General features: G+C 70.9%; 21 protein-coding genes. 12 read left to right on the plus strand and 9 right to left on the minus strand.

The genetic code is table 11. The features are described 5' to 3' along the window. Positions 1 to 47 precede the first annotated feature (47 nt). Positions 48 to 2,282, plus strand: a complete 2,235-nt coding sequence (gene katG / locus ABUW04_RS15675; protein WP_380565247.1) for a catalase/peroxidase HPI — start codon at positions 48 to 50, stop codon at positions 2,280 to 2,282. Between the two features lie 118 nt (positions 2,283 to 2,400). Here the strand turns inward: katG and ABUW04_RS15680 are convergent, their stop codons facing one another. The 5 genes from ABUW04_RS15680 to ABUW04_RS15700 form a co-directional block, all read right to left on the minus strand. Next, a complete protein-coding gene (locus tag ABUW04_RS15680) occupies positions 2,401 to 3,207 on the minus strand; it encodes a class I SAM-dependent methyltransferase (RefSeq protein WP_380565249.1) in 807 nt (268 codons plus the stop codon). 78 nt (positions 3,208 to 3,285) lie between these two features. Next, on the minus strand, positions 3,286 to 4,110 hold the full coding sequence (locus ABUW04_RS15685) for an ABC transporter permease (RefSeq protein WP_380565251.1): 825 nt from the start codon (positions 4,108 to 4,110) through the stop codon (positions 3,286 to 3,288). Beyond that, positions 4,107 to 4,904: an ABC transporter permease gene (locus ABUW04_RS15690; protein WP_380565253.1), complete on the minus strand. Its 798-nt coding sequence runs from the start codon at positions 4,902 to 4,904 to the stop codon at positions 4,107 to 4,109. Before ABUW04_RS15690 ends, ABUW04_RS15685 begins: the two co-directional genes overlap by 4 nt. Next, a complete protein-coding gene (locus tag ABUW04_RS15695) occupies positions 4,901 to 5,941 on the minus strand; it encodes an ABC transporter ATP-binding protein (RefSeq protein ID WP_380565255.1) in 1,041 nt (346 codons plus the stop codon). The genes ABUW04_RS15690 and ABUW04_RS15695 overlap by 4 nt, the downstream gene beginning before the upstream one ends. Positions 5,942 to 5,974: 33 nt before the next feature. After that, positions 5,975 to 7,027, minus strand: a complete 1,053-nt coding sequence (locus ABUW04_RS15700) for a hypothetical protein (protein ID WP_380565257.1) — start codon at positions 7,025 to 7,027, stop codon at positions 5,975 to 5,977. A 339-nt stretch (positions 7,028 to 7,366) separates the two neighbouring features. Between ABUW04_RS15700 and ABUW04_RS15705 the strand changes: the two genes are divergently transcribed. The 6 genes from ABUW04_RS15705 (at position 7,367) to ABUW04_RS15730 (ending at position 16,018) form a co-directional block, all read left to right on the plus strand. Beyond that, complete coding sequence (locus tag ABUW04_RS15705) at positions 7,367 to 8,293, plus strand: inositol-3-phosphate synthase (RefSeq protein WP_380565259.1); 927 nt, start codon at positions 7,367 to 7,369, stop codon at positions 8,291 to 8,293. A gap of 88 nt (positions 8,294 to 8,381) precedes the next feature. After that, entirely contained in the window at positions 8,382 to 9,632 is a 1,251-nt protein-coding gene (locus tag ABUW04_RS15710; protein ID WP_380565261.1) for an ADP-ribosylglycohydrolase family protein, read from the plus strand. Between the two features lie 103 nt (positions 9,633 to 9,735). Beyond that, positions 9,736 to 10,191, plus strand: coding sequence for an SPW repeat protein (locus tag ABUW04_RS15715; protein ID WP_380565262.1), 456 nt, complete (start codon positions 9,736 to 9,738; stop codon positions 10,189 to 10,191). Between the two features lie 212 nt (positions 10,192 to 10,403). Next, on the plus strand, positions 10,404 to 13,193 hold the full coding sequence (locus tag ABUW04_RS15720) for a DEAD/DEAH box helicase (protein WP_380565264.1): 2,790 nt from the start codon (positions 10,404 to 10,406) through the stop codon (positions 13,191 to 13,193). 4 nt (positions 13,194 to 13,197) lie between these two features. Further along, positions 13,198 to 14,553 carry an SWIM zinc finger family protein gene (locus ABUW04_RS15725; protein WP_380565266.1) on the plus strand — a complete coding sequence of 452 codons (1,356 nt, stop codon included), beginning with the start codon at positions 13,198 to 13,200 and terminating at the stop codon, positions 14,551 to 14,553. A gap of 217 nt (positions 14,554 to 14,770) precedes the next feature. Then, positions 14,771 to 16,018 (plus strand): HNH endonuclease signature motif containing protein, encoded by a 1,248-nt coding sequence (locus ABUW04_RS15730; RefSeq protein WP_380565268.1) that lies wholly within the window; start codon positions 14,771 to 14,773, stop codon positions 16,016 to 16,018. 22 nt (positions 16,019 to 16,040) lie between these two features. On the opposite strand, the gene ABUW04_RS15735 is transcribed toward ABUW04_RS15730, so the two are convergent. The 3 genes from ABUW04_RS15735 to ABUW04_RS15745 all read right to left on the minus strand — a co-directional run bounded on the left by ABUW04_RS15735 (position 16,041) and on the right by ABUW04_RS15745 (position 19,199). Then, complete coding sequence (locus ABUW04_RS15735; RefSeq protein WP_380565270.1) at positions 16,041 to 17,636, minus strand: glycosyl hydrolase family 28 protein; 1,596 nt, start codon at positions 17,634 to 17,636, stop codon at positions 16,041 to 16,043. 176 nt (positions 17,637 to 17,812) lie between these two features. After that, complete coding sequence (locus ABUW04_RS15740; protein ID WP_380565272.1) at positions 17,813 to 18,937, minus strand: HesA/MoeB/ThiF family protein; 1,125 nt, start codon at positions 18,935 to 18,937, stop codon at positions 17,813 to 17,815. Positions 18,938 to 18,998: 61 nt separating this feature from the next. Continuing rightward, on the minus strand, positions 18,999 to 19,199 hold the full coding sequence (locus ABUW04_RS15745) for a hypothetical protein (RefSeq protein ID WP_380565274.1): 201 nt from the start codon (positions 19,197 to 19,199) through the stop codon (positions 18,999 to 19,001). 201 nt (positions 19,200 to 19,400) lie between these two features. On the opposite strand from ABUW04_RS15745, the gene ABUW04_RS15750 reads away from it, so the two are divergent. Then, positions 19,401 to 19,988 carry a DUF6879 family protein gene (locus ABUW04_RS15750; protein WP_380565276.1) on the plus strand — a complete coding sequence of 196 codons (588 nt, stop codon included), beginning with the start codon at positions 19,401 to 19,403 and terminating at the stop codon, positions 19,986 to 19,988. A gap of 48 nt (positions 19,989 to 20,036) precedes the next feature. On the opposite strand, the gene ABUW04_RS15755 is transcribed toward ABUW04_RS15750, so the two are convergent. Next, entirely contained in the window at positions 20,037 to 21,731 is a 1,695-nt protein-coding gene (locus tag ABUW04_RS15755) for a CehA/McbA family metallohydrolase (RefSeq protein WP_380565278.1), read from the minus strand. Between the two features lie 184 nt (positions 21,732 to 21,915). Here ABUW04_RS15755 and ABUW04_RS15760 point away from each other — a divergent pair, with 184 nt between their 5' ends. From ABUW04_RS15760 to ABUW04_RS15775, 4 genes are all read left to right on the plus strand, one after another. Beyond that, positions 21,916 to 23,451 carry a potassium transporter Kup gene (locus ABUW04_RS15760; protein WP_380565280.1) on the plus strand — a complete coding sequence of 512 codons (1,536 nt, stop codon included), beginning with the start codon at positions 21,916 to 21,918 and terminating at the stop codon, positions 23,449 to 23,451. Positions 23,452 to 23,454: 3 nt separating this feature from the next. Beyond that, positions 23,455 to 23,823, plus strand: a complete 369-nt coding sequence (locus ABUW04_RS15765; RefSeq protein WP_380565282.1) for a KUP/HAK/KT family potassium transporter — start codon at positions 23,455 to 23,457, stop codon at positions 23,821 to 23,823. A 68-nt stretch (positions 23,824 to 23,891) separates the two neighbouring features. Then, positions 23,892 to 24,575 carry a TetR/AcrR family transcriptional regulator gene (locus ABUW04_RS15770; protein WP_380565284.1) on the plus strand — a complete coding sequence of 228 codons (684 nt, stop codon included), beginning with the start codon at positions 23,892 to 23,894 and terminating at the stop codon, positions 24,573 to 24,575. 244 nt (positions 24,576 to 24,819) lie between these two features. Continuing rightward, positions 24,820 to 25,161 carry an ArsR/SmtB family transcription factor gene (locus ABUW04_RS15775; RefSeq protein ID WP_030259292.1) on the plus strand — a complete coding sequence of 114 codons (342 nt, stop codon included), beginning with the start codon at positions 24,820 to 24,822 and terminating at the stop codon, positions 25,159 to 25,161. Positions 25,162 to 25,163 lie beyond the last annotated feature (2 nt).

Genomic DNA, 25,163 nt, shown 5'->3' on the forward strand with positions numbered 1-25,163 from the left:
CGCTGTGATCCGCAGACTCGTGAACCGTCCAGTCCGGAAGGAATCCCATGTCCGACAACCATGATGCAATCGTCGTAGACGCGAAGACGGAGGGCGGGGCGGGCGGCTGCCCGGTCGCCCACGGCCGCGCCGCGCACCCGACGCAGGGCGGCGGGAACCGTCAGTGGTGGCCGGACCGGCTCAACCTGAAGATCCTCGCCAAGAACCCCGCCGTGGCCAACCCGCTCGGTGAGGACTTCGACTACGCCGAGGCCTTCAACTCCCTCGACCTCGCCGCCGTGAAGCAGGACATCGCGGCGGTGCTGACGGACTCCCAGGACTGGTGGCCGGCCGACTTCGGCAACTACGGCCCGTTCATGATCCGGATGGCCTGGCACAGCGCGGGCACCTACCGCATCAGCGACGGCCGCGGCGGCGCCGGCGCCGGGCAGCAGCGCTTCGCCCCGCTCAACAGCTGGCCGGACAACGCCAGCCTGGACAAGGCCCGCCGCCTGCTGTGGCCGGTCAAGAAGAAGTACGGCCAGAACATCTCCTGGGCCGACCTGATGATCCTCACCGGCAACGTCGCCCTGGAGTCCATGGGCTTCCAGACCTTCGGCTTCGCCGGCGGCCGTCCCGACGTCTGGGAGCCGGACGAGGACGTCTACTGGGGCCCGGAGACCACCTGGCTCGACGACGAGCGCTACACCGGCGACCGCGAGCTGGAGAACCCGCTGGGCGCGGTCCAGATGGGCCTGATCTACGTCAACCCCGAGGGCCCCAACGGCAACCCGGACCCGCTGGCCGCGGCCCGCGACATCCGTGAGACCTTCCGCCGGATGGCGATGAACGACGAGGAGACCGTCGCCCTGATCGCGGGCGGCCACACCTTCGGCAAGACCCACGGCGCCGGCCCGGCGGACAGCGTCGGCCCCGACCCCGAGGCCGCCCCGCTGGAGCAGCAGGGCCTGGGCTGGAAGAGCAGCTACGGCACCGGCGTCGGCGCCGACGCGATCACCAGCGGCCTCGAGGGCATCTGGACCAACACCCCGGTCACCTGGGACAACAGCTTCTTCGAGATCCTGTTCGGCTACGAGTGGGAGCTCTTCAAGAGCCCCGCGGGCGCCAACCAGTGGCGGCCGAAGGACAACGCCGGCGCGGGCACCGTCCCGGACGCCTTCGACGCGGCCAAGACCCACGCCCCGACGATGCTGACCACCGACCTGTCGCTGCGCGTCGACCCGGCCTACGAGCAGATCTCGCGCCGCTTCCTGGCCGACCCGGCCGCCTTCGCGGACGCCTTCGCCCGCGCCTGGTACAAGCTGACCCACCGCGACATGGGCCCGATCGTGCGCTACCTCGGCCCCGAGGTCCCGTCCGAGGTGCTGCTGTGGCAGGACCCGCTGCCCGCGGTGACCCACGAGCTCGTCGGCGCCGAGGACATCGCCGCCCTCAAGGGCCAGATCCTTGCCTCCGGCCTGTCGGTGTCGGACCTGGTCTCCACCGCCTGGGCCTCGGCCTCCTCCTTCCGCGGCAGCGACAAGCGCGGCGGCGCCAACGGCGCGCGCATCCGCCTGGAGCCGCAGCGCAGCTGGGAGGTCAACGGCCCGGACCAGCTGGCGACCGTGCTGCGCACGCTGGAGGGGATCCAGCAGTCCTTCAACGCCGCCGCGACCGGTGGCAAGCAGATCTCGCTGGCCGATCTGATCGTGCTGGCCGGCGGCGCCGCCGTCGAGCAGGCCGCCAAGACCGCCGGCTTCGACGTCCAGGTCCCGTTCAACGCGGGCCGCGCCGACGCCTCCCAGGACCAGACCGACGTGGAGTCGTTCGCCGCCCTGGAGCCGACCGCCGACGGGTTCCGCAACTACCTCGGCAAGGGCAACCGGCTGCCGGCCGAGTACCTGCTGATCGACCGGGCCAACCTGCTGACCCTGAGCGCCCCGGAGCTGACCGTCCTGGTCGGCGGCCTGCGCGTGCTCGGCGCCAACCACCAGGGCTCCTCGCTCGGCGTCCTCACCAGCACCCCCGGGTCGCTGACCAACGACTTCTTCGTCAACCTGCTCGACCTGGGCACGACCTGGAAGTCCACCTCCGAGGACGCCACCACCTTCGAGGCCCGCGACTCCGCCACCGGCGAGGTCAAGTGGACCGGCAGCCGCGCCGACCTGGTCTTCGGCTCCAACTCCGAGCTGCGCGCCCTCGCCGAGGTCTACGCGAGCGACGACGCCAAGGCGAAGTTCGTCAACGACTTCGTCGCCGCCTGGGCCAAGGTCATGGACCTGGACCGCTTCGACCTGTCCTGACCCCCGGCTGACCCAGCGTCAGCAGAGCACCACCAAAGCCTGACCCCCGATGTCCGGACCGGCCCCCACGGGCCGGCCCGGACATCGCCCTTCTACGGCGCCGGAACCGCGCTGCGACTCACCGGCGCGCGCCGACCAGCACCGCCTGGTGGGGCAGCACGAGGCGGCCGTCGGGTCCGGCGAACTCCGTGCAGAGCACGTCGAACTGACGCTTGATCTCCGCGCGGACCTCCTCGGGCTGGCTCGTCACGATCTGGCCGAGGAAGGCGACACCGGACGCCGGGCCGCTCCACCACACCTCGGGTTCGGCCCGGTGGTCCCAGCGCAGGGTCTCGCCCTCCGCCTCCGCGAACCCGGCGGAGTGGACCAGGTCGACCAGCCCCTGCGGGCTGCGCGGGAAGTCGTCCTCGGCAGCGAGCACGGGCAGGTGGGCAGGCCGCTGCACACCGGCCGCCTCCACCGCCCGACCCAGCAGCGTCTGACCGGGTGCCCCGGGGTTCGTCCAGATCGTCAGCGCCAGCCGCCCGCCCGGCCGGACCACCCGCCGCAGCTCGGCCAGGGTCTCCCCGGGGTGGCCCACATGGTTGAGCACGAAGTTCCCGACCACCGCGTCGAACGTGCCGTCCTCGAAGGGCAGCACCGGCAGCACCGCGAGCCGGACCTCTGCGGCAGGGGCCGCCTTGGCCGCCAGCTCCACCATGCTGGGCTCCGCGTCGACCGCCGTCACCGTCGCCCCGCGGTCGCAGGCCGCCGCGGCGACCGTGCCGGTGCCGGTCCCGACATCCAGCACCCGGACGCCTTCCCGAACCCCGGCAGCGTCCAGCAGGCGCGGCACCGGATGGGCGCACAGCTGGGCGAAACTCCCGGCGAACGCCTCCGCCCGGCCCGCCCAGATCAGCCTCTCGAACGCGTCGAAGGACGTCACCGACACACCATCACCCCTCCCGGTCCAGCCGCGAAGACCGCCTCCACGACCGGTCCGAGGACCCTAGCGCACCCGTGACTACCACCCCCGGCGCGTGTACATCCGCAGGCCTGTGCGCCAGGCCCAGCCGCCGAGGGCCAGCCAGGCGGTCGCGACCAGTGGCGCCGCCAGGGTCAGGGCCGGTCCGTAGGGGACCGAGGCAGCTTTTCCCAGCACCGCGGCGACCGGGTAGAAGGCCACGAAGGCCACCGGCAGCCCGAAGGTGAACGCCGCCCGCAGCACCGCGGGGAACACGTTCAGCGGGTAGTTGCCGAAGGCCCCGATCACCGTGTCCAGCCAGGAGAACAGCGCCTCGGTGCCGGCCCGGCGCAGCACCAGGCCCGCCACGCAGAGCGCGAGCGCCAGCTCCAGGGCCGCTCCGCCGGCCACCGCCAGGACCAGGGATCCGATCCGGGCGAGGGTCCAGTGCAGCCGCAGCATGGACAGGCAGACCCCGAGCGAGGTCGCCGCCACCGTCAGGTCCCCCACCGCGTTCAGCGGGAACCTGCTGGTGCACACCTGGAGGAACACCGGCGCCGGCCGTACCAGGAAGCTGTCGAACCGCCCCTGCCGGATCAGGTACGGGATCTCCCTGACATTGGTGAACCCGAGCACGAACACGGAGTGCGCGAGCAGCCGCACGCTGCTCACCAGCAGCACCTGCGCGACCGTCCAGCCCGCCAGCGGCGGGAACCGGGTGAACACCACCGTCGCGAACAGCAGCACGGTGATCTGGTAGGTGACCCCGTTGACGATCGCCAGCACGAAGTCCCCCTTGTTGGCGAGGCGTTCGCGCAGTCCGGCCCGACCGGTCACCCGGGCGATCCGGGCGGCGCGGCGCAGCCGTGCAGCGGTCTCCCTCATCCGCCCAGCACCACCAGACGGCGTCCGGCACGGTGCCAGCCGACCGCCGCGACCACCGCGAGCACCGCGCACCAGCCGGCCTGCCAGGCCAGTGCCGACACCGCGTCAGCCGGCGGGATCCGTCCGGCGTACAGCGAGATCGGCGTCGACACCCCGGCCGCGAACGGCAACCGCATGGTCAGCCCGGCCAGCCAGCCGGGCAGGAACCACAGCGGCACCAACGCTCCGGAGAGCAGTGCCTGCACGAACTCGTAGAACCGGGTGACCCCGTCGGTGGAGACGGTCCAGAAGGCGATCACGTCGATCAGAACGGTCAGGTAGTAGAGCACCACCAGCCCGAGCGTGAAGCTGACCGCCGACACCGCGGCCACCGCCACCGAGGCGGGCGGCTGGACCAGCCCCAGGCCCAGCCCGAGCGCGAGCCCGCCGAGCACCCAGGCCGACGAGTACAGCGCCTCGCCCACGCCGTACCAGGCGCGGTACCGGCGTGCGCTCACCGGGCGGAGGAACCAGTAGGCGATCGAGCCGTCCAGGATCCGGGTCTTGACGGACTCTCCGGTGGCACCGCGCATCGCGCGGGCGGTGGTGGCGAGGGTGGCCAGCGTGGAGTACGTGACCGCCTGCCGGACGTCGAGTCCGGCCACGGTGGCGGTGTGCGCGTACAGCGCCCGCCACAGCTGGGAGTAGAGCAGGACCTGGGTGGCCACGACGAAACCGGTGGTCGCCATCCGCGCGCCGCGCATGCGTTCGGCCAGCGGCGCGATCCGGGCCACCCGGTAGGCGCGGGCGGTCACGGCGGGGTGGGTGCGGACGGACGCGCGGCGGGACTCGCGGCCGGACTCGCGGCCGGTCGCTGCGCGTTCAGCGCGCGGTGGTCGCCCGCGTAGATCGAGCGCAGTACGTCCTCCAGCCGGACGCCCTCGAAGTCGATCGCCCTGACCTCGTCGGCGGCGAGCACTCGGGCCGCGAATCGCGCCTGGCTCACTCCCGGCTCCAGCGCGTAGGTGGCCCGGGCACCGTCCAGTTCCAGCAGTCGGACGCCCGGCATCCGGACCTCCGGGGCGGCACGGCCGCCGGCCAGTTCGACCACCACGGTGCGCCGGCCACCGCCGATCCCGGTCAGGTCGGCGAGGGTGCCGTCGAAGAGGGTCCGGCCGCGGTCGATCAGGACGATCCGGGGACAGAGGGCCTCGACGTCGGCCACGTCGTGGGTGGTCAGCACGATCGCGTGGTCACCGGTGCCGGCGAGGTCCGCGAGCATCGCCCGGACCTGGTCCTTCACCAGGATGTCCAGGCCGATCGTCGGCTCGTCCAGGAACAGCAGCACCGGCCGGTGCAGCACCGCCGCGGCCAGGTCGCAGCGCACCCGCTGGCCCAGCGAGAGGTGGCGCGCCTGGGTGTCCCAGAAGGCGGACAGGCCCAGGAAGTCGTCGAGTTCGCGCATCCGCCGGGTGTAGGTCGCCGCCGGCAGGCCGTACATGTCGCGCAGGATCTCGAACGAGTCGCGGGCCCGCAGGTCCCACCACAGCTGGGTGCGCTGGCCGAAGGTCACCCCGATGTTGCGGGCGTTCCGCACCTGGTCCCGGTTCGGGTCGAGGCCCAGCACCCGCACCTCCCCCGCGTCCGGCACCATCAACCCCGTCATCACCCGGATCAGCGTCGACTTCCCGGCGCCGTTCTGGCCGAGCAGCCCGACGAACTCGCCGGTCCCGATCTCCAGGTCCACCCGGTCCAGGGCCACCGTCTCCCGTGGCCCCTCCGTGCGCCTGCGGAACAGCGGCCCGCGCGAGCGGAAGCGCTTGCTCACCCCGCGCACCTCAATCGCCGGCATGCCGGGACCTTCCCGCACCGCCGGACCGGACGGTCACGACCGGTTCCCGCCGTAGCGCGCTCCCAGGCACAGCGCCGTGATCAGCGGCTCCACCATCAGCTCACCGGCCCGCTCGAACTGGCCGACCGGCAGGAACCGCCGCACCCCGCCGGGGAACATCGTCGCCAGGGCCCGGGCCGCGACCGGCCGGCGGGCCGCGGCCGGGATGCGGTCGGCGGACAGCCCGAGGTCGGCCGCGACCATGCCCAGCGCACACGCGGTGAGCCACCACTGCGTGATCAGCAGCTCGCTGACGATCTCGCGCACCGCAGCCGGCACGGCAGCCGCGCAGGTCGCCCGCAGTTCGGCCGCGGTGAGCCCGCGTTCGGCCAGGATCGGCGCGGTCCACTCCTTGCGGTACCGGTCGCCGTCGCGCACCCGGATGCAGGAGAGCCCCTCCCACCAGGAGAACTGCGGCACCATCGGCAGCGCCTCGACCGCGGGTCCGGTCCAGTCGGCGGGCGGGTCGCCGTCGGCCGGCAGGCAGACGCAGCGGCGCGCTCCCATGTGGTCGTTGCCGGTCAGGCTGGGCGCTTCGAGGTGGTCGGCCAGGTTCGGCACCGAGACGTAGCAGCCGACGCCGAGTTCGCGCAGGTAGTCGTCGAGGGCCACGTCGTCGGGGGTGGTCCGGTCCGCCTTCAGCCGGGCGTACTCGTCGAAGCCGCGGGCGACGGAGGCGGGCAGCATCAGCGCGGGCGCGGGGACGTACTCGTCCACGGCGCGTGCCCAGGAGGCACCGGTGAGCGCCGCGATCCGGACCATGTGCGCGGTGCGGGACCCCCACTCGGTGAAGAACGCCAGCCCGTCGTCGGGCCTCGCCTGCGCCGCCTGCGCGATCCGGGCGGCGAATCCGGTGCAGGGGACCACGTCGTCCTGCAGCACGAGGTGGTGGGTGGCGCCCGGGGCGACCGCACTCCAGGCCCGGCGGGCCGTGCGCAGCGCGCTCGGCGGTCCGTCCGGCTCCGGGTCGAACACCACCTCGGGTGCCAGTGCGGCGAGATCTGCCTGGAGCCGACGGGCAGCCGGCCCGCGGCTCGGATGTGCCATCACGGCGACCGATAAGCGAATCTGCGGCACGGATTTCGCCTTCCCTGGAATTGCATTCTCAGTCGACGCAAGCGAACCGCAGGCTCCACACGCTGTCAATATAGCCGCCGTCCGATGCATCGACCCCGGCCGAACATAGCCGGACAAGGCAGAACAACAGAACATAAATGACAGTTCGAACCAAGCCTTGTGCCGGCACCGGGACTCCGATCTACTGATGAAGTATCAGGATTACCGCACGGAAGGCACAGGCATATGCCCAACATAGCTGTGGCGGGTATCGGAAACTGCAGTTCCGCCCTGGTCCAGGCACTGTACGGGGTCAGCAGCGGCACGATCGTGCACACCGACCTCGTTCCCGGCCTCGATTCCGTACCGGTGCGCGACCTCCGGATAACCGCCGCGTTCGATGTCGATGCCAGAAAGGTAGGAATACCACTGGAAAAGGCGGTCTTCGTCGAACCGAACTGCACCACGCACTATGTCGACATCCCCGACCAGCTGCCCGTGGTCACCGCCGGCCCGCTCGCGGACGGCGTCCGGGGCCCGCTCTCCGGCGTCGTCCAGGTCCACGACCTCGCCCATCGGGCGACGGCGGCGGACGTCGCGGCCGAACTCAGGAACTCCGCCGTCGACGTGCTCGTGGTCTTCCTGCCCACCGGCGCCCAGGAGGCAGCCGAACTGTACGCCGAGGCCGCACTCGCGGCGGGCTGTTCGCTGGTCAATTGCACACCCGCACTGCTGGGACGGTCGCCGAAATGGCGGGAGCGATTCCAGAACCGGGGGACCACGCTGCTGGGCGACGACATGAAGAGCCATATCGGGTCGACCACCGTGCACCAGGCGCTGCTCAGCGCCTTGAAAACGCAGGGCGTCACGGTGAACTCCACCTACCAGCTGAACATTGGCGGCAACACCGATTTCCTCAACCTCCGGGACACCGGTCGCTCCGCAGCCAAGCGGGTGACGAAAGCAACCGCGCTGCGCGAACTCGTCTCTCCGGAAACAGCCATGGATCTCGGGCCCAGCGACCACATCGCGCAGCTCAAGGACAGAAAGGTCGGCTACATCAGGATCGAAGGGAACGGTTACCTGGGGATGCCATTCTCGATGGAGGTCCGGCTGGAAGTCGAGGACAGTCCGAACTCGGCGGCCATCGCCATCGACGCGGTCCGGACGGCCGCGATCCTGCAGTCCGGCGTCGCGCTCGACCTGCCGGCCGTGCTCCCGTCCTTGTTCAAGGCTCCCGGACTGCCCGACCGCTGACCGCTGATCCCTGATCGCCGATCCCTGGTCGCCGGACCCGATCAACCGTGTGGCGAGGTCCGGCTCGGAGTTGGCAGGATGTCAGCCAATGACCCCACCTCCTCCTTCCCTTCCGCCTCCCCTTCCGGCTCTCCCCGAGGCCCTTCCGGCCGACTCCGTCGCCACCTCCCGCGACGCCCTGAACGGCCTGGCCGTCGGTGACGCCTTCGGCGCCCAGTTCTTCGTCCCCGAGAACCTGCCGGCCCTGCGCGAGCACCGGCTGCCGCCCGGCGAGTGGCCCTGGACCGACGACACCGAGATGGCCTGCTCCGTCCACCGCGCCGTCCTGGAGCACCGCACGGTCGACCAGGACGGCCTGGCCCGCTCGTTCGCCGAGCACCATGACTTCGACCGGGGTTACGGCGCGGCGATGAACCGCACGCTGCGGCTGATCCGGCAGGAGGGCAGCGACTGGCGCACCCTGGCCACCGGGCTGTTCGACGGCCAGGGCTCCTGGGGCAACGGCGCCGCGATGCGGGTGGCCCCGCTCGGTGCCCGCTACCCGGACGAGCCGGCTCGGGCGGCCCGGCAGGCGGCGCTGTCGGCAGAGGTGACCCACACCCACCCCGAGGCCGGCGCCGGCGCGGTCGCGGTGGCCGTTGCGGCCGCCCGGGCCGCCCATGCCCGGACCGAGCCGCTCACCGGCACGCAGCTGCTGGACACCGTCCTGCAGCACACGCCGCCCAGCCGGGTCCGCGAGGCCGCCATCGAGGCCCGCGCCCTGCTGGACCAGCCCCACGCCGAGCTCGCCGCCCACCGGCTGGGCAACGGGCGGCAGGTCAGCGCCGTGGACACGGTCCCGTTCACGCTGTGGTGCGCGGCCCGGCACCTGACCAACTATCAGGCCGCGCTGTGGGCCTGCGCATCGGTCGGCGGGGACGTCGACACCACCTGCGCGATCGTCGGCGGCGTCGTCGCCGCCCGGGTCGGCACCGAGGGCATCCCGCCGGAATGGCGCGACCAGGTCGAGACGCTGCCGGCCTGGTACTTCGGCCACCCGGGCAGCTGGGACACCGTGCACACCACCGCCATCGCCGACCGGCACGCCTGCCCCTGCTGCGGGCACCTGGTGCACGACGAACCCAGCGGCTCCTACGAGATCTGCCCGCTGTGCTTCTGGGAGGACGACCCGACCCAACTGCGCCACCCCGCCACCGCCCTGGGTGCCAACCGCCTGCCGCTGGTCGAGGCCCGGCGCAATGTGCAGCGGTTCGGCGCCTGCGACCGGCGCAGCCTGCGCTTCACCCGCCGCCCCCTGGCGGACGAACCGCTGGACCCGCACTGGCATCCGATCAGCTGATCGCGGCATCTCCGCTGCACAGATCAGGACAGACAGGGTTAAAACCATATAAAGAGAGCAATAATTATTTCCTCTTCAAGTTTTTTGGGAGGAAGTGAGTCGCATGTCTGACCTTGGGCATCGCGCCCCCGACATCACCGGCCATCCGGACGCCGCGGAGATGCGGGAGCGGTACGCGCAGGTGTTGGAGGGCACCAGGGCCGTCGCCGTCGACGGACTGATGCTGCTGACGGGGTTGTACGCCGCCATATCGCCGTGGGTGGTGCACTTCCACGGCAGCAACGCCGAACTGTCGGCGAACAACCTGATCATCGGCATCGCCCTGGCCGTGTTCGGACTGGGGCTCGCCACGATGGGTGAGCGGATCTTCCGGCTCGGCTGGACCTGCACGGCGCTCGGCGTGTGGATGATCATCTCGCCCTGGGTGGTCACCGTCGGCCACAGCCCGACCCGGGGCATGATCTGGAACAACGTGCTGATCGGCGCGATCGCCTGCGCCCTGGGACTCGCCGTCTCCGGGATGATGATGCTCGGCGCCCGACGCGGCACCGGGAAGTAACACCCCCGCCCCTGCCGCCACGACCTGCGACCCCCGCCCCGAGGCGCCGGCCGCAGGCCGCTGTGTGCGCGGAGCCCGCCGATAGGCTTGGGCCCGAGAGCACGACGCGCGCGAGCACCAAGGTGGACCCAGTGGCCAGTATCCAGCCGCAGCCGGCCGTCGACCGGAGCCGGCTGCTTTCACTGTTGCCCGCACTGGCAGGCGGAGAAGCGGTGTTCCTCCCCGCAGATCCGCCCAGGGCCGGACGGGTGGCGTTCTGGACGCCCGGAGGCGACCCGCCCGACCTGGGCGGCGGGTCCGCGGAGCTGACCGTGGTACGCCCTCACGGCTCGTCCGTACGCCGGACCACGGTGACCGCGGCACTGCTGACGGTCGATCAGGCACTGCCGCTGCTGACCCGCTGCCGAGCGCCGGGTGCCTCCCCGGGCACAGCGTTCTGGGGTGCTGCGGCGCTGTTCGGGCTGAGTCTGCTGGCCCGCGGCCGGATCCTGCCCGGGGTGTCGCCCGACGGCTTCGACGCCTGGCGCGCGGGACCCTTGGACATTGAGGAACATGAGCGTCTGGGCGCCTTGGCCGCAGCGATGCCGCCGGAGGCCAGGGCCGTCCCGGTGCCCGGCCTGACGCCGCTCGCGCTCCCCGCCGCGGCGTCTCTGCTGCGCGCCTTCCTGGACGCCATGGCCGACTCACTCACCCGCCCACCGGCAGCAGCCCAGATCTCCGAGGGGCCAGCCTTCGCGGTCGGCGAACCGCAACCTGTACCCGAGCAGCGGGTCTGGGCGGCCGAGGTCGCCGCGGGCCGGGACGCCGGCCTGGCGGTGTCACTACGTCTGGAACTGGGCCACGACGACGCTCTGCGGGCCGTGGTCCAGCTGCGGAGCCTGGCCGACCCCACCGTGCTCACCGACGCCGCCGACCTGTGGTCGGGACGGGCCGCCTCCCCCGAACTCTTCGGCGCGCGGGCCAGGGTCGACACCCTGCTGACCCTGCGCCGAGCCGCCCGCGCCTGGACCCCGGCCGGACGGCTGCTGGAGTCGGCCGCCCCGACCGGGCTCGACCTGTCCGACGGGGAGGCCGAGGAACTGCTGGGCGAGGCCGCCGACGGCCTCGCAGCCGCAGGGGTCGCCGTGCACTGGCCCAAGGAGCTGGTGCGCGAACTGACCGCGGACGGCATCCTGGAACCGGCACGCCGCAGGGGAACCCAGTCCGCAGCCGAGACCTTCCTGTCCTCCGGCGCGTTGATGGACTTCCGCTGGCGGGTGGCGCTGGGCGGTCGGCAACTGACCGAGGAGGAGCTCGAACGGCTGGTCGCCACGCACCGCCCGATCGTGCGGCTGCGCGACCAGTGGGTGGTCGTGGACCCCGAACTCGTCCGCCGACTGCGACGTGCCAGGCAGGCCGGAGCCCCGAAGCTGAACGCGATCGACGCCCTCGGCGCCGCCCTCACCGGCAGCATCGACGTGGACGGGCAGCAGGTGGCAGTCAGCGCGAGCGGGGCCCTGGAGGGACTGCGCTCGCTGATCTCCGACCCCGAGGCCGCAGGGCCGACCGGGAAATCCGCCCGGGCTCCCCAGGCCCTGACCGCGACCCTGCGCGACTACCAGCTGCGCGGGGTGAACTGGCTGGACCGGATGGTCTCGCTGGGCCTCGGCGGCTGCCTGGCCGACGACATGGGCCTGGGCAAGACCATCACCCTGATCGCACTGCACCTGCGCCGCCAGGAGCACCGGGCCACCGCAGGCCCGACCCTGGTGGTCTGCCCCGCCTCACTGCTCGGCAACTGGGAACGTGAGATCGAACGCTTCGCCCCCACGGCCCCGGTCCGCCGTTTCCACGGCCCAGGACGGGACTTGGACGGCCTGGGCCGGGGAGCCGCCGGCGGATTCGTACTCACCACGTACGGGACCATGCGCCGCGACACCGGCCGGCTGGCCGAGCAGCCCTGGGGTCTGCTGGTCGCCGACGAGGCCCAGCACGTCAAGAACCCGCACGCGCTCACCGCCCAGACCCTGCGCACCATCCCCTCCCAGGGCCGGATCGCGCTCACCGGCACCCCGGTCGAGAACAACCTGACCGAACTGTGGTCACTGCTCGACTGGACCACCCCCGGCCTGCTCGGCACCCTCACCTCCTTCCGCAACCGCTACGCCAGGGCCGTCGAGGGCGACCGGGACGAACAGGCCGCCGCCCGGCTGGCCGCGCTGGTCCGACCCTTCCTGCTGCGCAGACGCAAGTCCGACCCCGGCATCGCCCCCGAACTGCCGCCCAAGACCGAGACCGACCAGCCGGTGTCCCTGACCAAGGAGCAGGTCTCGCTCTACGAGTCGCTGGTCCGCGAACTCATGGCCGAGATCGAGGAGAAGCAGGGCATCGCCCGGCGCGGACTGGTGATGAAGCTGCTCACCGGACTCAAACAGGTCTGCAACCACCCGGCTCAATTCCTCAAGGAGCCTGCGAACGCGAAACTCCCGGGCCGCTCCGGCAAGTTGGAACTGCTGGACGAGCTCCTGGACTCGATCCTGGCGGAGCAGGGGTCCGCCCTGGTGTTCACCCAGTACGTGGCCATGGGCCGGCTGATCGAGCGTCATCTGGCCGACCGCGGCACGGAGACCCTGTTCCTGCACGGCGCCACCCCGGTCAAACGCCGCCAGGAGATGGTCGACGCCTTCCAGGCCGGCGAGCGCAAGGTGTTCCTGCTGTCCCTCAAGGCCGCCGGAACCGGCCTGAACCTGACCCGGGCCGGGCATGTCATCCACTACGACCGCTGGTGGAACCCCGCCGTGGAGGACCAGGCCACCGACCGCGCCTACCGGATCGGCCAGACCCAGCCGGTCCAGGTGCACCGCATGATCGCCGAGGGCACCGTGGAGGACCGCATCGCCGCGATGCTGAGGCAGAAGCGGGAGCTCGCAGACTCGGTGCTGACCGCTGGCGAGGCCGCTTTCAGCGAACTGAGCAACAGCGAACTCGCCGAACTGGTCGCCCTTCGGAAGACCGGGCGATGAGGTGATGACCGGTCAACCCCGCAACCGGGCGGAGATCGCCCGCACCTTCGAGGCGCTGCCGCCCACTCGCAACAGCCGCGCGCCGTTCGCGGAGTCCTGGTGGGGCCGTGAGTGGGTGCGCGCCCTGGAGGCCTCCTCGCTCGACTACGGCCGCCTGCAGCGCGGCCGCACCTACGCGCGCAGCGGCGCCGTCGGCGCGGTCACCGTCGGCCCAGGGTCCGCCGCCGCCCACGTCCAGGGCAGCCGCCGCACCCCTTATCGTTCCTCGGTCACCGTCGAGCAGTTGACTGGCCGTCAGTGGGACCGACTACTCGACATGATCGCCGACCGGGCCGCCAACATCGCCGCCCTGCTGGACGGCGACATGCCAGCGACTCTCGCCGAGGACGCTGAGGCGGCCGGCGTGCCGCTGCTGCCGGGCCCCGGCGACCTCGACCCCGCTTGCAGCTGCCCCGACTGGGGCTTCCCCTGCAAACACGCCGCCGCCCTGTGCTACCAACTGGCCCGGCTGCTCGACCGCGACCCCTTCGTCCTCCTGCTGCTCCGCGGTCGCGGCGAGCGGGAGCTGATGGACGAGCTGAGCCGCCGCAACACCGCACGCGCGGCTGCCGAGGCCGTCGCCAACAGCAGCACCGGGGCCGCTGGGGCCACCCCGATCGCTCCACCGCCCCAGGCCGCCGACCTGGCCAAGGCCGCCTTCGCCGCCCGCGCCGGCCTGCCGGCCCTCCCCGCCCCGCAGGCCCCACCTGCACGGGCTGCCCGAGGGCCCGTCCTGGTCGGCTCCGCGGTTCCGGAACCCGGCGTGGACCCGGCCGCCCTGGAGCTCCTCGCCGCCGACGCCGCCCTGCGCGCCCACCAGTTGCTCATCGCAGCCCTCAGCGCACAGCACGCCGGGACGCCCCCGCCGACCCCGCTCACCCCCTGGCAGGACGCCGTCCGCCTCGCCGCCGCCCACCCCACCCTGAAGGTCTTCGCCCGGATCAGCTCCACCTGCGGACGTACCCCGACCGAACTCGCCGCCGCCATCCGCGCCTGGCGCCATGGCGGCCCGGTCTCCCTGGACGTACTCGAAACCCCGTGGACCCCACCACCCGGCCGCCTGGAACGCGACCGCCAGGCTCTGCTCGCCGACTGGGCCGACGGCACCCCGCCCCGGTTGCGCACCTGGCGCAACCGCTGGACCGTAGAGTCCGCGGGAACCGCAGCTGGCAGCAACGCCCAACTACGCCTCGGCCAGGACGGCCTGTGGTACCCCTACACCAGGGACCACAACACCTGGTGGCCCAGCGGCCCCCCGGACCCCGACCCGGCCGTCGTCCTTGCAACGCTTCTGCAGGGGACGGCGGACGGCGCGCCGTAGCGTGCATCCGCGACGGGCGGTTGGGACGCTGCGGCAACGGCGTGGCCGGGGACGGACTTGTCTCGGTTTTGGGGACAGGTCCGGGGCCGCCCACCGGGTGACCGATGGGGGCGCGCGACAGGCCGTGTGCAACTATTCGTGCAGGTCAGATGCCTATGTGGGCGATGTGACGGAGTAGAATCGAGGGTGTAGGGAGGACCTGGAGGGGGTGGTTTTCATGGGGTCGGACGTGCTGGCGGCGCAGGCTGCGCGGGTGGTGCCGGGGGCAGCGAGTGTGGCATTGGTCGCCGAGTTGGTTCCGGATGAGCTGTCGGCCGCTGGGCGGATCGACGCGCTGGTGGCGGTGCAGCGGGCGCGGTGCTGGCTGGAAGCCGTGCAGATCCGGATGCTGGCGGGACTGAAGGAGCAGCCGTTGGCCTGCATTCCCGGGCGGCCGGATGAGTTGGGCGACTTCCTGGAGACGCAGGAGCAGGTGGCGTGTGCCCTGCGGATCTCCCCGCCGTCGGCCGGAGGCCGACTGACTGAGGCTCAGGTGCTGTCCCGGCGCTTCCCCGCCGCGCTGGATCTGCTGGCTGCCGGTCAGGTGCAGATCATGCACCTCAAGGCGCTCCTGGAGCACACCACGGTGCTGGAGGACACGACCGCCGCACGGGTCGAGGAGGCCGTGCTGCCCAAGCTGCCCGAGCAGACCGTGGGTGCCGCCCGAAAGGCCATCGCCCGCGCGGTTCTCAAGTTCGACCCGGCCGGGGCCGAGGAACGCCACGCCCGCGCGGCCGAGGACCGGCGCACCACAGTGCAGGCACATCCTGACGGCATGGCCTGGTACGGCGCCCTGCTGACGGCCGGGAATGCCGCGCTGGTCGACGCCGCCGTCACCGCCCACGCCCTGCCCGAGGACGGGCGCACTCTGCCCCAACGTTGCGCGGACGCACTGGTGGAACTTGTCTCCGGAACGGGGACAAGTTCCACCAGCACCCCCACCGTGATCGTCACCGTCCCCTATGACACCCTGATCGGCGCCGACGACGCCCCCGCCGACCTGCACGGCCACGGCCCGATCACCCCCGCCCAGGCCCGCGCCCTGGCCTCACGTCCGGGCAGCATCTGGCGGCGGCTGCTCACCGATCCGTCCACCGGACGGGTCGTCAAGACCGATCCCACGTCGTATCGGCCGACCGCCGAAGTCACCCGGCATGTCGTGGCCCGTGACCCGCACTGCCGGTTCCCCGGCTGCGCCCGCTCCTCACGCCGTTGCGATCTTGACCACGTCCGGCCCTTCGATCACCGCAACCCGCCGGCCGGGGGTCCGACCGTGCCGGAGAACCTGATCCCGCTGTGCCGTCGGCACCACCTGACCAAGCACCGCGCGGGGTGGCAGATCCGCTACGACGACCGCAGTGGATGCGTCAACTGGACGGCGCCCACTGGACACACTTACACCGACGAGCCGGTCCCGGCGGTATAGCAGGGCGCATGGGACAGCGTGACTACGGCGTGACGGTGACGGGTCCGTTGTCCGAGACGTCGGTGAGATTCATCTGGTTGAGGGTGGTTGCCGCAGTGGTGCTGCCGGGCATCACGATGTTGCTCAGGGTGACCCCGGTGATGGGGGCGCCGGGCTGGCCGTTGATCCGGGCGGCGGTGGTACCGGCGTTGCGGACCTTCACATTGGAGACGGTGACCCCCGTGACGGGTCCGACACCGCTGGTGCCGGTCATCATGGCCAGCCAGGTGCGGTTGCCGTCATTGGTGTAGCTGAGCCGCTCGATGTCGATGTCGTCGAACCGGATGTCGGTCGCGCTCGCGGTTCCGTACTTGTGGTGGATGCCGATGCCGACCGCGGCGTCGTAGACGACGACGTGCTCGAAGGTCACGTGGTCCTGCGGCTGGTCGACGCCCTGGCCCACCTTCACGCCGTAGCAGTAGGTCCAGGAGACCAGGTCGTCGAAGGTGACGTTCCCGAGCGGGCGAGCATCGCCGGGGACGGTGTCGTCGATGTCGGTGGCGTCGTCCCAGGTCTTGGTGCTGAACGGATCGTCGAGGCCGATGCCGATCGCGTGGGTGACGGTGACGGCCGTGGACTCGGTGACGTCGATGCCGTCGTTCTCACCCATGTCGAACCTGTTGAAGATCTTGATGTTACGGAACGTCATCTCCGAGGAGCGCAGCGGGAAGACCGCCCAACTGCTGGATTCGCGGAAGGTGATGCCGTCGACCGAGAACCCGCTGGTGTAGACCGGGACCAGGAGGTTGACGCCGAGGTTCCCGGGCGCGAGCGCGGCCTGGCCGTTCCCGTCGATGATCCCCCGGCCGTAGACGGAGATGTTCGTCGACGAGTACCGGGTGGAGATGAACCAGGTGAGGTCCCGGGACTGTGAGTCCTTGTGTCCGTTCACCACGTAGTGGTCGCGTTCCCCGGTGTAGCGGAGCACCGCGCCCGGCGCCAGGTAGAACGCGAGGTTGCTGCGCAGGTAGAGATTGCCGAGGGTGTAGACGCCGGCCGGCACGTACACCGTGCCCTGCCTGCCGTTGGCGCTTCCCCATGCGGCGGCGTCGTTCAGGGCGGTCTGGAAGCCGGTGGTGGTGTAGGCGCCGGTGTTCGGCAGGGCCGAGTAGGGCGCGCTCTGGACGTTGAAGATCCCGGTTCCGGAGGACGCCGGACGATTGGTCTCGACCGGGTCGGCCGCGATGACCAGGTTGGGACGACCGTCGACCTTGACGATCAGATACCCGTTGTTCTGCACCGTGAAGGTCAGGGTCGGGCCGCTGACCGACCCGGCGATGTTCAGCTTCTCCGGACTGATGCTGTACGAGCCGATGTTCGTCTTGTTGACCTTGGTGACCGCCATGGTGGCGGTGCCCGTACCCAGGGCGAACTGCGCGATGTCATAGCCGGTGTACTTGGTGACGGGTACGGATGTCCCGTTCACGGTGAGCGTGTAGTCCGTCGAGGCCGGGTAGATCGACGCGACCGGATACACATCCACAGGTGCCGACACCGCCTGGGCGGGATGCGTCGCCCCCAGGAGCGCGGCGACGATCAGCAGCAGGCCGGTCAGCCCGAGCGCGAGAGGGCGCGGCATCCGTCGAACGGTTCCATGACGGGGTCTCAGACAGGCAGCTCGGGACATGAGGCATCGCCTTCCATGGGGCTGCGGCCGGGAGTCCGTGACACGCGGGTGCGTCGCACCTTCGGTGATACGCGTCCCAGGGTTGGCCTGCACCGGTCAAGAAGTCAATGGTCTAGACCGATCTTTCGTCAGTCCCGGCCGCACCGGACGCAGTCCGGACGGCGCCGGATCGTCCGTTCGCTGAACGAGACCGGGCCGTAGTTGAGTTCGACCCACCGGTCGCTCAGTGCTGTGCCCATTCCGATGACGAAGCGGATGGCCTCCCAGGCCATGAGGTTCCCGATCACCCCCGACTGCGCGCCGAGGACTCCGCCGTACCGGCTCTTGCGAAGGAACGGCTCGGTTCGATCGCGACCGTGGTCTGCGGCGACGGTCGCCAGCAGGCAGTGCCAACAGGCCGTCACGCCCGGGACGACCAGCAGGCCCAGGATCCCTACGTGGTAGGAGTAGCTGCCCCCGATGATGTGCGGGGTGTCCGGCCAGCAGGCCTCGGTCGTGATCTCGGCCATGACGGTCACACTGGGCTGATCGGCGCAGCCGATCACCAGGTCGGACCTCTTCACCAGGTCGGCGAGGTCGGATGCCTGCTCGATCCGGCGCCGCTCGGGCAGCAGGCGGGCCTGCGGATTGACGCCGGCCAGGCGTCCCGCCAGGACGTCCGCCTTGCTCTTCCCCAGGTCCTCTTGCGAGTACATCAACTGACGGTTGAGGTTGCTCTCCTCGATGACGTCGTCGTCGCAGAGGATGAGCGTGCCCACGCCCGCCGCGGCCAGCGACGAGGCCACGACGCTCCCCAGCCCGCCGACCCCGCAGACGAGTACGGTCGCTGCTGCGAGCCTTTCCTGCGCGGCCAATCCCTCGTCGTAGTCGACCAGTTCCGCATCGCAGAACTCCTGGAAGAGCCTTATCTGACGGTCGTAGCGGGCAATCTGAGCATCTGCCAGTTCGTGACTTCGCCTCTCCCCGCCGGGGACTGCCGTCTTGCTCAGCAGTCGCTCCTCGCGGAGCGTGAGCAGCGCGCCGCAGACCTCCCCGGCCAGTTCCACCGATTCGCCGCACAGGGATTCAACCAGGTTCGCCACCGTGTGTTCGCCGTCGAGCAGCGGAATCATGCGGAGCACGCTCTGGGTGGCCGCGAACCGTTTGACACGACGGTCGGATGTGGAGATGAACAGGAGTTCCGACCCCTCCCGCTCGACCACCAGGCCGGCTCGGAGCCGTGGCCGCCACTGGAGCAGATCCGTCTCATCCACTGCGAGAACTCCTGTCCCTCTCCCCGTTCTGCCGCATCCCCGGTCGGAGCCGGAGTCCTTCTCAGCTGTTGGAGTCCCCACTGCACGCTGCAGCGCCGGTGACCAGCGCCTCATCGCTGATCTTGACGAGCGATGCCTTGGCCATCCCGGACGGGCAGAACACGCGGGGCGAGGCCGTTGCGGCGGAGGCCGAGGTCGCTCCTGCCGACAGGATGGCCGCCGCCGCTGCCAACGCGCTTGCGGCCTTGACCGAACGTTCCATGTGCATTTCTCCCTCTGTCGTCAACGGCCAGGACCGTGCTCGCCCGACGGATGCTTCGTTCACACTATTGACCTGTCCTTGTCAATCATCGTCACCGTCGACACAATGTCAACTCCCCCACTAAAAAGGAAACAGACGAATCCTCACCGGAGGGCGGCCCTCGGTATGCGGGAAATGTTCGAGCAGAGCCAGGGGATGAAGTTGGACATTCCCACGTACTTTGCTGAATTCGACGAGGCATTCTGGCGCATCGGCAGTGCGGGGTTCTGGAAACTCGAATGCCGTCAGGTCTACCAGGAAACCGGATCCGCGAGCTGGGAGGCCTTCTGCCGGGGGGACTGGACCGCCGCCCTCCGTCTGCTCGATGAGCAGCAGCCGGAGTTGGAGGCGTACTTCGACCGGATCTCCGCGAGCGGCTTCCGTCATCACCGGGTCCGGGTCGTCGAGGAGCCGGTGACGCCGTACCTGCAGTGGGAGATGCACCTGCTCCAGGCCAAGGACCGGTACGGCGAAGGCGTGTCCGTGCTCACCACCGACCGACTCGCAGCCCTCGGTGTCACGCTGCCGCTGCCCGATGTGGTCGTGTTAGGAAGGGAGGTGGCGTACCAGGTCCACTACACGGACCAGGGGCAGCTCCACGGCGCCACCCGCCACACCGCCCGCGCGGCCGTGGACGGCGCCCGCGCCTTCATCCAGCGGCTGCACGGCAGTGGCGAACCCCTGGCGTCCTACTTCCCCCGAGCGATCGCCGGCCTCCGCCCCCCGAACCAGCCGCAGCCGGGTGCCTGAGCTCCCGTCTCCCGTCGTACGGGTGCGCCATCGCGGTGCGCCCCGCGCTCAGCCCAGGATGATCGGGTTGCTGAGGGCCGCCATCCGGCCGTCGGCGTACCGGACCTCGACGCGGACGAAGGCCGACTCCTCCTCGCTGGTCCGCCACTCGACGGTGCCCGCACCCGACTCGGCCAGCGACGCCTGGTGCGCTCGTCCCTTCTCGGTGTGGAAGCTGACGGCGCCGGAGGGCACCCCCTGGACCTCCGCACGCACCACGGCCGGCTCGTCGCCGGTGTCCAACCGGTCGCCGATGCCCGCGCTCCGACCGCCGGCCGATGCCGTGAACGAGAGCTCGACCGCGGCCGAGGCGGCGATCCAGCTCCGGCCCGCGCCGATGCCGGCCAGGACGGCTTCGCTGCTCAGTTCCTCCGCCAGCACGACGGTGTGCGGAATGCCGATCTGGCCCTCCAGATGGGTGTCGCTGTTGCCCACCGCCGGCCGCCACCGCCCCTGGTGGATGTCGGCGGCCAGGCTGCGGCCCCACTCGGCCAGGGCCGCCTCGTTGTCCGCCTGCCAGGGGACGTCCGACGTCCACGGCCCGTTCCACACCTCGACCGCGTCGAAGCCCTGGAACGGGTACATGAACGTGCCCGAGTCGTAGGGCGCGTGCGGGTGGGCCGCCACGCACAGTCCGCCGACGCGGTGCACCTCGTCCAGGTGCCGGTCGACCGCGTCGTCCCGGACTCCGTACCGCCAGTCGACCACGAGCCCCGGCGGGAGTCCCAGGGCGAGCCAGTGGCCGGTCCGGGTGGTGACCTCCTCCCCCAGGATCACCAGCGGGTCGGAGCCGGCGTGCTTCCCCCAGACAGCGTGCGCGTCGGCGGTGTTGTGCTCGGTGGTCGCGAGGAAGTCGAGACCTGCCGCCCGGGCTCCGGCGATCAGTTGATCAGGCGTCAGTTCACCGTCGGAGTGCACCGAGTGCACATGGCAGTCGCCCCGGTACCAGCTGCGGGCCGACTCCCCCACGGGGGCGAACTCGCCGAGCGGGTCGGTCACCGCCTGGCGCCAGCGGTCGCGATGGCCGGCGGCCTGCAGCCGGAAGTAGACCGTCTCGCGGCGCTCGTCCTCGGCCGCGCCGAAGTGGCCGCCGATGTTGTGCGCCAGCAGGTAGTGCGCGAGCAGCAGGCTGCCTGCCGGGGCGGTCACCTGGACCGGACGGCCGAGTTCGACCGGCGGGTAGGGGACGGCGCTGGACAGCGCGTCGGCGCCGTGTTCGCGGAGCCAGGCCCCGGTACGGAGATGGGTGCCGGGCCATACCCACAGGTTCCCGCGGTCCTGGTCCCGCTGGTCGGTGAGCAGCACCCCGGCCAGGACGGTGAAAGTGCCGGGGCGGCCGTCGGGTTCGGTGGGGGTCAGCCCGTCGATGTGCGGGCCGCCGGGGCTGTGCGGATGGGGCGGCAGGGTGAGCGCGATCTGCCCGAACGCGGGCCGCTTCGGCGTGAGCCCGGGCCGCAGCAACTCCCGGACCAGGTCAGGGACCCGGCTGGCGGCGTAGAGCTCGTGCAGCGGATGACCCGTCGACGGGAACCGCGGCCACAGGAAGTACGGGCCGCTGTGTCCTTCCGAGGGGGGATCCTCGCTGACGGCGGTGCGGACCACGGCGCGCCAGCGCGCCAGTTCCGGCTCTGACAGGACGCCGGGGATGACGGTGAAGCCGTCCTCGGCGAACGCCGCCGCCGCGGATTCCATGAGCGTCGTCATGCCCCCGAGTACAGCGACGGACCGCGGCATCGCGCAACTGCATTTGAGTACCGCCGGTTCGAACGACTCGAACGACTCGAACAGGTCGGCGTGCTGCTGCGGACCATCCCCCGGGATGATCGGTATCGTCCGCAGTACCTGGTCAGCCTGAGAACACCTGAGCACACCCCAACGGAGGAGCCCCATGACCGATCGCCGGCACGGAACGGCGGGTCTGGCGCTGATGATCGGCGCCCTCGGGGTGGTCTTCGGCGACATCGGGACCAGTCCTATCTACACCCTGCAGACCGTTTTCGATCCCAATGACCCGCACCCCGTGCCGGTCTCCGCCGAAAACGTCTACGGGGTGGTCTCGCTGGTGTTCTGGTCGGTGGTGATCATCGTCCTGGTCACCTACGTCCTGCTGGCGATGCGAGCCGACAACGACGGCGAGGGCGGGATCATGGCGCTGATCACGCTGCTGCGACGGTCCGCGTCCTCCCGGGGGCGGCGGACCACCGCCGTCCTCGCGGCGCTGGGCATCTTCGGCGCGTCGCTCTTCTTCGGCGACAGCATGATCACTCCGGCGATCTCGGTGCTGTCCGCGATGGAGGGGCTCAAGGTCGTCCAACCGTCACTGGAGGACGTCGTCGTGCCCGGCACCGCGGCCATCATCGTGGTGCTCTTCCTGGTGCAGCGGCGCGGCTCGGGGGCGGTGGGCCGGATGTTCGGGCCGGTGATGATCGCCTGGTTCACCGTCATCGGCGCCTGCGGCGTGAGCGGGATCGTCGACCACCCGCAGATCCTGCGGGCGCTGTGGCCCAGCTACGCCCTGGGTTTCCTGGTCGGCCACTTCGGCACCGCGTTCTTCGCGCTGGCCGCGGTCGTGCTCGCGGTCACCGGGGCCGAGGCGCTCTACGCCGACATGGGCCACTTCGGCCGCAGGTCCATCACCCGCGCCTGGCTCTTCCTGGTCTTCCCGGCCTGCGTGCTGAGCTACCTCGGCCAGGGCGCCCTGATCCTCGCCGACCCGCGCAACATCAGCAGTCCGTTCTTCCTGCTCGCCCCGGGCTGGGGCCGGCTGCCGCTGGTGATCCTCGCCACCGCGGCCACGGTGATCGCCTCCCAGGCGGTGATCACCGGCGCCTACTCGGTCGCCTCCCAGGCCGCCCAGCTCGGCTACCTCCCCAGGCTCCGCATCGACCACACCTCCGAGTCCACCGTGGGCCAGATCTACGTGCCCTGGATCAACTGGCTGCTGATGGTCTCCGTGCTCACCCTGGTCTTCGCCTTCCGCAGCTCCGCCGCGCTGGCCTTCGCCTTCGGCATGGCCGTCACCGGCACCATCACCATCACCACCCTGCTGTTCTTCTACATCGCCCGCTCCCGCTGGCACACCCCGGTCTGGCTGATCGCCGTCGGCGCGACCCTGCTGCTCACGGTGGACCTGCTGTTCGTGGCGGCCAACGTGACCAAGCTGGTGCACGGCGCATGGCTGCCGCTGCTCATCGGTTTCACCGCGTTCACCGTCATGACCACCTGGCAGCGCGGACGGCAGATCGTCACCGCGGAGCGGGAGCAGCACGAGGGCCCGCTGCGGCAGTTCGTCGACCAGCTGCACTTCCGGGAGATCCACGCGGCCCGGGTACCGGGCACCGCGGTGTTCCTGAACCGGGACACCCGGACCACGCCGCTGGCCATGCGGGCCAATGTCGAGCACAACCACGTGCGCCACGAGTAGGTGGTGATCCTCTCCATCGAGACCGAGACCGTGCCCCGCGTCCCGGACGGGCAGCGGGTCACCGTGGACAACCTCGGCTACGTCGAGGACGGCATCATCCATGTGACCGCCCGCTTCGGCTACATGGAGACCCCGGACGTGCCCGCGGCCCTGGCTCTGCTCGACCCCTCCGACACCGAAGGACGGCTGCAACTCGACGAGGCGTCCTACTTCCTGTCGAAGATCGAGCTCCAGCGCGGAAAGGCCCCCACCATGGCCCCGTGGCGCAAGCGCCTGTTCATCGCCACCTCCCACATCACCGCCGACGCCGCCGAGTACTTCGGCCTCCCCCGCGACCGCACCGTCATCATGGGCTCCCAGATCGAGGTGTGAAGGGAAGCGGGAGAACCCGGACCGAGCGGCAGCGCGGGCGCAACGAACATGTTCGCTATGATCTGGGTGTGACTCCTCGAACCCCTGCCCCCCGCAGCCGCCGTGAGCGGCCGGCCAAGCCCGCCCTGACCTACGAGGGCATCGTCGCCACCGCGGTGGCCCTGATGCGGACCGAGGGGCTCCAGCGCGTCACCATGCGGCGGCTGGCCCAGGAGCTCGACACCGGTCCCGCCTCGCTGTACGTGTACGTGGCCAACACCGCCGAACTGCACGCGGCGATCCTGGAGGAGTTGCTGGGCGCGGTGGAACTGGGCGCGGTGGGGGCGGACGGCGACTGGCGCGAGCGGCTCGCGGAAGTGCTGGGCTCCTACACCGCGGTCCTGTTCGAACACCCCAGCCTCGCCCATTCCGCCCTGGTCACGCGTCCCTCGGGCCCCAACTACCTGGCCCTGGTCGAGGCGATCCTGGCGCTCCTGCACGAGGGGCAGGTTCCCGACGGGCAGGCGGCCTGGGGCGTGGACGTGCTGCTGCAGGTGGCCACCGCCACCGCGGCCGAGCAGTCGGCCCGCCGCCAGGACGACTCCGCCCGCGACCAGGACGACGCGCTGGTGACCGCGCTGCGCGAAGCCACCGCACCGACCTATCCGCGCATCGCGGCGCTGGGCACGGACCTGGTCTCCGGCACCCCCGAGCAGCGCATCGCCTGGATCTTCCGCGCGGTCATCAACGGCGCGAAGGAGACGCCGCGGTAGCCACGCCGGGCCTCCGTGCCGGTCAGCGTCCTTCGACGCGCGCCATGGCGAACTTGTTCCTAACGAACACGTTCGTTACCCTTGAGGTGTCCCAGCCACCGAAAGGAGTCCGCCATGTCATCCGCCACCGCACCCGCGTGCAAGCCCCCTACCGCCAAGCAGGACACCCCGAAGGAGACCGCCCCCACCGCCTCCTGAGGGCCCGACAGCTTGACGCATACCGATAAGGGAATATGATGGTGCCATGGCACGAGCAGCGACGACGTCGGACGTCTTCAACGCGATCGCCGAGCCGCAGCGCCGGGAGATCCTGCTACTGCTGCGGGCCGGCGAGCGACCGGTGACCGAGCTGGCCCGGGAGCTGGGGATGACCCAGCCCGGGGCCTCCAAACACCTGCGGGTGCTCCGTGAGGTCGGGCTGGTGCGGGACCGCAGGGCGGGCAAGCAGCGCCTGTACGGCCTCGACGCCCGCGGGCTGCGACCGGTGCACGAGTGGACCGGCGGGTTCGAGCAGTTCTGGAACGAGAGCTTCGACCGGCTGGACGCGTACCTGCAGGGCCTCGATCGGACAGGACAGGAGGAGTAGCC

It is taken from the genome of Streptacidiphilus jeojiensis (assembly GCF_042510965.1).
Lineage (GTDB): Bacteria > Actinomycetota > Actinomycetes > Streptomycetales > Streptomycetaceae > Streptacidiphilus > Streptacidiphilus jeojiensis.